The organism is Streptococcus sp. Marseille-Q5619, from assembly GCF_946901205.1.
GTDB lineage: Bacteria > Bacillota > Bacilli > Lactobacillales > Streptococcaceae > Streptococcus.
In genome coordinates, this window is record NZ_CAMPPO010000001.1 from 226,481 (window position 1) to 235,391 (window position 8,911).

Here is an 8,911-nt window from a genome sequence, read left to right on the forward strand (position 1 = left end):
TTTTTATATCATTTAAAAAAATAAAAGCCAGTATTACTACTGACTCTTACATTATATCGATTTAATAGGATAAACTTATGCTTCTGGCTTCGTCTCAATTGACTCACTACCTTTTAACAAAGCAAGTAATTTTTCTGCCTCTGTCATGATGTCATTATTATCCATGGTTTGCAGGCTCAAGTTACCTCGTAAACTAGCCAGGGTTTCAGTCGCAGTAGCTTTCAGACTAGCATCCGTTACTGTATCAAGTAGAGCTTCTACTTCTTTGAGTTTAGCTTCTACTTTTGCAGTCTCTACTTGATGGACTTCTGGCTCTTCTGTAGTATCTTCAGCTTCTTCCTCTGTCTCGTCTTCATCAGTGCTCGGTCTATAAAGATTATCTGCTGAAGGATTTAAACCAGCGTGATTCTCTTTTTCATCAGATTCAGAGCGAGTTGGCTCACTTACTTCATCATGTTCCTTATTTTCATCAGGTTTACCGTCTTGGTCTGCCTTATTTTTACGAACATGGTCGCTAGCATTACCCCAACCATTATCTGAATGAGGACGTTGGTCCGGATGTTCAACGTAGTATTTTACAGTCGCAAATAAATCTTCTAAGGTATAACCCTCAGGTGCCTTATAGAGTCCTTCGTCAAACCATGCAAACTTAAGATTATGATAGTGATCAAAGTGAGGAATTATAAAGTAACCATTCTGTACAGCTACAGTATACTGTAAATGATTTGGTATTTTTTCTAATGGTACCTTGTTCTCAGCTGTTACGCGGTTATAGATAGCTTCTGTCCCTGTTGCCTCTGGTTTTGCTTCAGTAGAATTTGGAGCTTGTAAGCCTTTTTCTTTAGCATAAGCCTGAGCTGCTGCCCTTTCAGCTTCAGATAAGCTGTCTTTTTTAATCCAGTGGCTATGGTTCAAGTGTGGAGTGACGTAGGCATTTCCTGCATCACTTTCAATATCATGTTCGTCAAAAATGTAGCCATCTGAGGTTGTATATTTACCTGCTAATTTCGCTAATTTAATTTCATCGTTTGTATAGGCAATTTGAGCATTTGGTTTGCCAAGGCGTTCTGGGTGGGTAATCGGTGCTAGAAATGCCAATAAATCATCTACCAATTTTACTTTATTATTAGAAGATTCATTATTCAAGCGTTCTGCTAATTTGTCTAAGGCTTGAAAATCAACAGCACGCCCCTTATTTTCAGACAAGGCTTTATGAGCCTGGGTTAACAGATTATAAGCTTTATCATAAAATTCTTTGTCACGAGAAGAGACGTTTTCTTTCTTCGCAACTAGAGCATGTGTCTCTTGAGTTTTCTTAGACAAGAGATTTTCAATAGCATCAATCTTATCCTTAGCCAAGTCTTTAGCAAAAACATAGTGACTGACACCAGCAATTTCCACAACATATCCTTTTCCAACTTTTCTAACAACCTGTTCTACTGCAAAATTAGTTTGTTTTTTCTCAGTTGACGGTTGAGCTTGCGGTTTTGGTGCTGGTTTCAAATAATGCATTCCTGGCACGACTGCACCATTTTGCCCTTTTAACAGAATCATTCTTGCAATCTTCTGCTCTAAATCAGACATTTGTGAATAAGGGATAAAGTGATAATGATTTCCGTGAGGCACAGCAACACCATTTGCTGTACGATCTGTTATTTGTGCTGGGTCGAATACCAAGCCATCCGATTCCACATGTCGTTCTGACAAAGGTTTGGCATACAATTCACGTAAAAGGCTTGAAATATCTTCCTCTTGATTTTGATGATAAGTTGGAGTGACAGTTAGATTGTGGTTCTCTGACAAGCTTGGTTGAGCTGGATTTGCATTATGACTAAAACTTGAAGAAGGACGAGACCCTTGCTTCCCATTCCAATAGGCTTGGGCTGCAGCCAATTCTCCTGCAGACAAAGCGCCTTTTGGTATATAGTGGAAATGATTGCCATGCGGTACAATAAAAGCGTCTCCTGTATCTTCAATCACATCTGTCGGACTAAAGACATACCCATCATCCGTTGTATAGGCGCCTCCAGTTGCTCGATTCGGTGCTTGCGTATTGAGATTAAAGTTTGGTTTAATGGTTGAACTTAGTTTATCTGTACTGCTTGGTTTCGTATTATCAGAATGCTTTTGAACTGGCTGACCTCCAATTGGTAGATTTCGAGCCAATTTTTCTTCCAAGGCAGACATTTGCGAATAAGGGATGAAATGGAAATGATCCCCGTGAGGAACTGCCACACCATTTGCTGTACGTTTTATAATCTGTGCTGGGTCAAATACTAATCCATCAGACTCCACATGACGTTGGCTAAGTGGCAAAGCGTACAATTCTTGAAGGAGACTAGCTAAATCCTCACTTTGACTTTCAGAATCTGTTGCAGGATTTTGAGGAGTTCCAGATTGACTCGTTCTCACACTAGATCTTGTTTCTCCCCTGCTAGAACGATATTCAACCGTACTTAATTGGCCACCTTTTCCAGATAAGAAGGCTTGAGCGGCAGCTAATTCACTGGCAGACAAATCACTCTTAGGAATATAGTGGAAGTGATTGCCGTGAGGGACAATATAAGCATCACCCGTATCTTCTATAATATCAGAGGCATTAAAGATATAACCATCATCCGTTGTATAGCGTCCTTGGGCTCTGGCTGCAGCAACAGCATTATCTGTGCTTGCATTATGATTATGACTGTGTTCCTGCTTCTGACGTTTAATCTCTTCTTTTGTCCGAATATTATCCGCGTGAGCAGCATCCTTGAGGTAAACATAGTATTTCCCGTCTACCTTAATCACATAGCCACCCTTGATTTCATTGACAATGTCTGCATCCTTCAACTGATAATTCGGATCTTTCATCAGCAGTTCTTCACTGATGATAGCATCATAAGGAACCTTGCCATTATAGTAATGATAATGGTCTCCATGAGAGGTTACATAACCTTGATCAGTGATCTTGATAACAATTTGTTCGGCGTTGATTCCCTCTCTTTTACTGACTTCATCTGGTGTCAAGTTCTCTGCCTTTTGACCAGCCTGATCACCATCTATATAAGCAACTCGATTAGACTCTTTCTTAGCCTGACCAGCTTGGTAACGACCAAGTTCATAGGAACAAACACTTAGGGCAAGAACTGCCACTGAACCTGCTACATATTTTTTATTGATTTTCATTCTTTCCTCACTTTAATTCTTCTGCTAAAACACTTATATTTTCTTCAAGATTTTCTAAATAAGTCTTGTCATTTTGTGGGTCTGCCTCTAAAGGATTCAGAGTTTTAAGACCCACACCTGTTGATTTGACAAGAGTTTCAGCTACTTTTGAAGAAGCATTACTTTCTGTAAAAATCGTTTTAACCTTATAGGTCTTAACAAATTCCTGAATTTCTGTTAGTTGTCGTGGACTTGGTTCTTGTTCAGGAGAGATACCTGCAATACCGAGTTGATTGAGTCCAAATCTCTTCGCTAGATAAGAAAAGGCTGTATGTTGTGTTACAAATGTTTTCTGAGTCGCTTTTTCAAATTTAGGCTGGAATTTCTTAGTTAGTTCTTGAGCTTTTTTGATAAAGGCTTGCGCATTTTTTTGATAAGTCTCTTTATGCTCACTATCTACCTCTGAAAGTTTATCAGCGATAATCTGAGCTTCTTCACCAGCTTTTTCAGGATCTAGCCAAGTGTGAGGGTCATAGAGCGTTTTTTCATCAACTCCATCCCCTGCTTCCACTTCCTCTAGTCCAGGGACACGTTCCAAGGTCATTCCCTCAGAAGCCTCTAAAACCTTCACTTTAGATTTTTTTAGATTGGGATCTAAACTTCCTGCCCAAGATTCTAGCGTATGCGAATGGTAAACAAAGACATCCGCGTCATAGATGGCTGCGATGTCATTCGCTGAAGGTTCAAAGGAGTGAATCCCACTACTTGACTGAATCATCCGAACATCATTCAAGTCACCAGATACTTCCTTAACCATAGCGTAGATAGGATAAAAACTGGTCACAATTTTCATCCCCTTTCCTGTCTGGCTTTCCTTCTGACTACAGGCTCCTAGCAATAAAAGAAAAACACTTAACAAGACTAAAAATAAATTTTGTTTCTTCATGAACAACTCCTTAACCATTTAATTAACTAGTAAACATTCTACTCCTAAAAATTTAATCTGTCAAGATATTTTTAGAAAAAATTTGAAATTTCTTTCACATATAAAAATCTGCTGAGTGTCAACAACTCAACAGATTCTCACTTTATATACTCAATGAAAATCAAAGAACAAATTAGGAAGCTAGCCGCAGGTTGCTCAAAACACTGTTTTGGGGTTGTAGATGAAACTGACGAAGTCAGCTCAAAACATGTTTTTGAGGTTGTAGATGAAACTGACGAAGTCAGCTCAAAACACTGTTTTGAGGTTGTAGATAAGACTGACGAAGTCAGTCACATACATACGGCAAGGCGAAGCTGACGTGGTTTGAAGAGATTTTCGAAGAGTATTATTCTTCTATGGTAGAATGCTTATAGCCATAAGTGAAGTAAATAAAACTTCCTATCAACAAAGCAATCAAGAAAGCAATCCAAGTTTCCATATTATACTGCAACATGAAGGACAAACAAATGATGATCGATAAAATTGGTAACAGAGGTACCAAGGGTGTTTTAAATTCTCCAGCTTTTGGCATTCCCTTTTCTCTCCGTAAGCGAATCAAACCATAAGCCAGCATGATCAAGTAGGCTAAGGTACAAATATTTAAGAAGGCTGCAATACTAGCTAGTGGGAACATTCCTGCTGCTACTGCTGAAGCTAGACCTGTCAAGATAGTAGCATTTTTTGGTACCTTACTTGTCTTCGTTAGTTCTTTAAAGGCAGCAGGCATTAAGCCATCGCGCGCTAAACTGTAAATCATACGCGATAGGGCATAGGTCATCGAAATACAAACTGTAATCAAGGTCAAGATAGCCACCAATGACACATAGTTGGCTGCCCAACTAATCCCAATGCTACGAAGAGCAAAGGCAACGGCATCGTCGACATTTAAATGACTATAGTGAACCACACCAGTCAAGACAAGCGTCACCAAGGCATAAAGAATGGTTACGATAGAAAGCGATAAGACAATCCCTCTAGGAATATTTTTTTGAGGAGTCTTGACCTCATCTACGGCCATAGAGATGGATTCGAAGCCCAAAAATCCAAAGAACATCAAGGACGCACCAGCCATAATACCAGTACTAGCACCATAGATTTGTCCAAAACCGTAAGGAGCAAAATTGCTCCAATTATCAAGCTTGATATGCCAAATTCCCACCAAAATAAAGAGAGCTAAAGCGGAAAATTTCAAAATGACTAGAATCGAATTAAAGCGTAAGGCTGCCTTGGCATTGAGTAAAACAAGCGAAGTCACCAGAACCAAGACAAGAATAGGCAATAAATCAACAAATGTCCCTGCTTGAGGATTAAAGGTACCATTTAAAGCCTGAGGAAGGGCTATCCCATATTGAGAGAGCAACCCTTTAAAATAAGCTGCCCAACCCGAAGCCACACCAGATATAGCTGTCATGAATTCCATCATGGTTAACCAGCCAGCCAACCAAGCTGGAAATTCTCCTAAAATAGCATAGAGATAACTGTAGGCACCACCTGTAGCAGGTACTCGTGAAGCAAATTCTGCAAAAAAGAGGGCTGATAATCCCACACACAAGGCAGAAATAACGATTGAAATCACTAGGGCTGGACCCGCTAGAGTTGCGGCTGCAGTACCTGTTATTGTAAAGACACCTGTCCCTACCATGGCTCCGATACCCAGCAAAATCAAATCCCATAACTTCAAATGCCTGTGCATCTCCGTTTTATCCAAACTAACATTTTTTGTTCTAAATATATTCATCTTTTTCTCCAAAATCAAATGATGATTCTATTTTACCATAAATATAGGAGATTTGTGAATATTTATAAAATGTTTTTCTAAAAAAATCTGACTACATCTTGTAATCAGATTTTTATCTATTCTAGTTCATTTCTTTAAAGGCTGCTTCTGCATCCGCATTGCTGATAACACCAAATTGAATCTTCCCAATCTTTCCTTGACTGTCAATTAGGTATTCTGTAGGAATGCTTCGAATTTGATAAGCTTGGAAGGTGGTTGCTTTTGTATCATAAAGCACTGGGATATCCTTATAACCTTGATCTTGGAACCATTGTGGGAATTGCTCAACAGTTTTTTCACCTTGAATTCCTGGTGCAATGACACTAAGAATTTCGAAATCACGATCTGGTTTTGCAGCTAATTCCATCAACTCAGGCATACTTTTCTTACATGGACCACACCATGAAGCCCAAAACTTCAAGTAAACCTTTTTACCCTTAAAATCAGATAACTTAACTTCTTTGCCATCCATGGATTGTAAGGTAAAGTCTGGAGCCTCTTTTCCAACAGCGATTTGTTGTACAGGTGTTTGTTGTTTTGGCTGTTGTGGGGCTTGAGTTTTTTTAGTCTCTTCCTCACCACAGGCCATCAATACGACTAATGACAAGAGGCTTAAACCAGCAAACATTACTTTTTTCATCATTTTCTCCTTTATTCAAAAATTCCAGCTAGAACATTTACTTGTCCTAATAGTAACAAAATTCCCATTAAAATAATGAGCAAACCACCAATTTTCTTCAGTAGCATCATATGACGTTTAATTTTACTAAAATAAGGCATTACTACACCTGAAGCTAGAGCCAAAATCAAGAAAGGAATGGCCATCCCTAAAGTGTAAATCAAGGTATAGATAGCACCTTGCCAAGCTCCATTACCTCCAGAAGCTGCAAGCGCTAAAACGGAACTTAAAACTGGACCGATACAAGGCGTCCAACCAAAGCTAAAGGTAATACCGAGTAAAAAGGCCGACCAATAACGATTGGCTTCTGATTTCTTAAAAGTAAAACTTTTTTGAGTCTCTAATTTCTTAAAATGAAAAATTTCCATCTGGTGAAGACCCAAAATGATAATAATGGTTCCCATGACATATCGAAACCAATTTGCATAGAGAATATGACCAAAGTAACCAGCACCAAAGCCTAGAATAAAGAAAATAAGAGAAATACCTGCGATAAAGCAAAGTGTTCGAATCAAACCTGACCAGAGAACCTTTCTCCCAAATAAAGAAAAACTTTTTGCGCTTTCCTGATCATCCAATAAAATCCCAGCATAAACAGGTAACAGAGGAAAAATACAAGGAGAAAAGAAGGACAAGACCCCTGCTAGAAAAACGGAGATTGAAAATACTATCGTTTCCAATAAAGAACCAACTTTCTTAAGAATTTAAACCTATTGTACTATATTCAATTTAATTTGTATGCTTTCTGCTACGCAAAATCGTATCGGCTACTATTGACCAATCTTTTCTTTTGCTAGTCAAGGCGGATCTTGTCCCCAAAATAGCCAAAAAGCAACGACAAGGGTTACTCATCGCTGCTTTTGTGAACGGAAACGTCTTTTAGATTTGACATTTCATAAATCATGTTTTACTTGAGTTTGGCAAGGGTTGCTTTAAGCTCCTCTACTAGTTTAGCTTCTGTCTCTGCTGAGCCATTTTCTTCTTTCACGAAATCAAGGGTTTCTTGGAGAAGTTTTTGGGCTTTAGCAAGGACTTTTTTATCCGCTTTTTCTGCATCTAGCTGTCCAAGAACTTTTGTCAATTCCGTGCTTAATTGCTGAATTTCTGACTCTTTCTTACGGCGAACCAACCAGAAGGCAATCACACCTAGAAGAGCAAGTAGACCGACTACAATCACTCCTGCTGGAACTGAGTTTGTTTCAGTCATCTTATCTGAATCCTTACTATCTTCCGTTCCTTGTTTGGCATCCTTCTTGTCCTGTGCAGGCTTGCTGTCGCTAGCATTTGCTTTCACATCTTTGAGAGAATCCAAGGCAGCCTTCACAGACTCTACTGCAGTACGCAGACCTTGCTCTGTCAAGGCACTATCTTCCAGAGCTTTTTGAGCATCTAGGAGGACAGTTTTGGCTGCATCGATTTTCGCATCAGATACTGTTGCCAAAGCTTTCAATCGTTGGTCTAACTCTTGAGTCAAGGCACGAAGTTCAGACTTGTCAACTTGCTCTTGAGCTGGAGCTTGCGTGCTCGTTGAGCTAGCTGAAGGACGTGCTGCCACTCTAGGAGCTTGAGTCGGAGCTGAACTTGGAGCTGGAGCAGGACTTGCAGGTTGACTCGGAGCAGTTGGTTGAGACGGTTGTGGAGCTGGCTCAGATGGAGCTGTTGGAGTCTCTGTAGCTCCTTGGTCTGGCTGAGTAGGAGTAGAAGGTTGAGGTTGATCTGCTTGTGGAGTATACGGTGGTATGTAAATTCCATTCAAAGATTCTTTAGCTAGTTTTAGATTATCCCTAGCTTCATCAACTGCTTTTTGAGAAGCATATAAATCATCTAAAACAGCCTTAGCTTTTTCGATAGCTTTATCAAAAGCATCTTTCTTATCTTTGTCAGCATTGTGATACTTGTAACTTAGAGCCGTGTTGGCTGCCTCATCTACTAGTGCTTGAAGCTCTTGAGTATTGGTTGCTTGTCCGTCCAAGCCTGTCTTCGCTGCTTCTACTTTGCCTTTTTCTGTATTGATTTCATCTTGTGTTACATTCGCTTTTTTCAATACTTCGGCTGCTTTAGTAATGGCTTCATCATACGCTGTCTTCTTACCTTGCTCTGCATTGTAGTATTCATGCGTCTTACGTTTAGCTTCTGCACCATTTACTAAATCTTGAAGGGCTTGTTTATTAGTCTCTGCTCCTTGTAAGCCTTGGAGGGCTGTTTCAACTTTGCCTTTTTCTGTATTGATTTCATCTTGTGTTACATTCGCTTTAGCCAAGACGCCTTCTGCAGCTGTGATTGCTTGGTCGTAAGCTCTCTTATTCTCGTCTGTAGCGTTATA

At 39.6% G+C, this 8,911-nt stretch carries 7 protein-coding genes and 1 pseudogene; 1 reads left to right on the top strand and 7 read right to left on the bottom strand.

Features of this window, described 5'->3' with window-relative positions:
* Positions 1–75: 75 nt before the first annotated feature.
* Both OC530_RS01055 and adcAII read right to left on the bottom strand, forming a co-directional pair.
* Positions 76–3,168 (bottom strand): pneumococcal-type histidine triad protein, encoded by a 3,093-nt coding sequence (locus OC530_RS01055; RefSeq protein ID WP_262078766.1) that lies wholly within the window; start codon positions 3,166–3,168, stop codon positions 76–78.
* A 7-nt stretch (positions 3,169–3,175) separates the two neighbouring features.
* On the bottom strand, positions 3,176–4,093 hold the full coding sequence (gene adcAII / locus OC530_RS01060) for a zinc-binding lipoprotein AdcAII (RefSeq protein ID WP_173252964.1): 918 nt from the start codon (positions 4,091–4,093) through the stop codon (positions 3,176–3,178).
* A 153-nt stretch (positions 4,094–4,246) separates the two neighbouring features.
* Here adcAII and OC530_RS01065 point away from each other — a divergent pair, with 153 nt between their 5' ends.
* On the top strand, positions 4,247–4,450 hold the full coding sequence (locus tag OC530_RS01065; RefSeq protein ID WP_262078769.1) for a hypothetical protein: 204 nt from the start codon (positions 4,247–4,249) through the stop codon (positions 4,448–4,450).
* 28 nt (positions 4,451–4,478) lie between these two features.
* Here the strand turns inward: OC530_RS01065 and OC530_RS01070 are convergent, their stop codons facing one another.
* The 5 genes and pseudogenes from OC530_RS01070 to OC530_RS01090 all read right to left on the bottom strand — a co-directional run.
* Positions 4,479–5,870: an amino acid permease gene (locus tag OC530_RS01070; RefSeq protein ID WP_262078771.1), complete on the bottom strand. Its 1,392-nt coding sequence runs from the start codon at positions 5,868–5,870 to the stop codon at positions 4,479–4,481.
* Positions 5,871–5,991: 121 nt separating this feature from the next.
* Complete coding sequence (gene sdbB, locus OC530_RS01075) at positions 5,992–6,549, bottom strand: thiol-disulfide oxidoreductase-associated lipoprotein SdbB (RefSeq protein ID WP_262078773.1); 558 nt, start codon at positions 6,547–6,549, stop codon at positions 5,992–5,994.
* An 11-nt stretch (positions 6,550–6,560) separates the two neighbouring features.
* Positions 6,561–7,268: a thiol-disulfide oxidoreductase-associated membrane protein CcdA2 gene (gene ccdA2, locus OC530_RS01080; RefSeq protein WP_262078775.1), complete on the bottom strand. Its 708-nt coding sequence runs from the start codon at positions 7,266–7,268 to the stop codon at positions 6,561–6,563.
* A gap of 227 nt (positions 7,269–7,495) precedes the next feature.
* Positions 7,496–7,912 (bottom strand): transmembrane domain-containing protein, encoded by a 417-nt coding sequence (locus OC530_RS01085; RefSeq protein WP_262078781.1) that lies wholly within the window; start codon positions 7,910–7,912, stop codon positions 7,496–7,498.
* 438 nt (positions 7,913–8,350) lie between these two features.
* Positions 8,351–8,911 (bottom strand): annotated as a pseudogene (locus OC530_RS01090) (hypothetical protein); the annotation flags it as partial.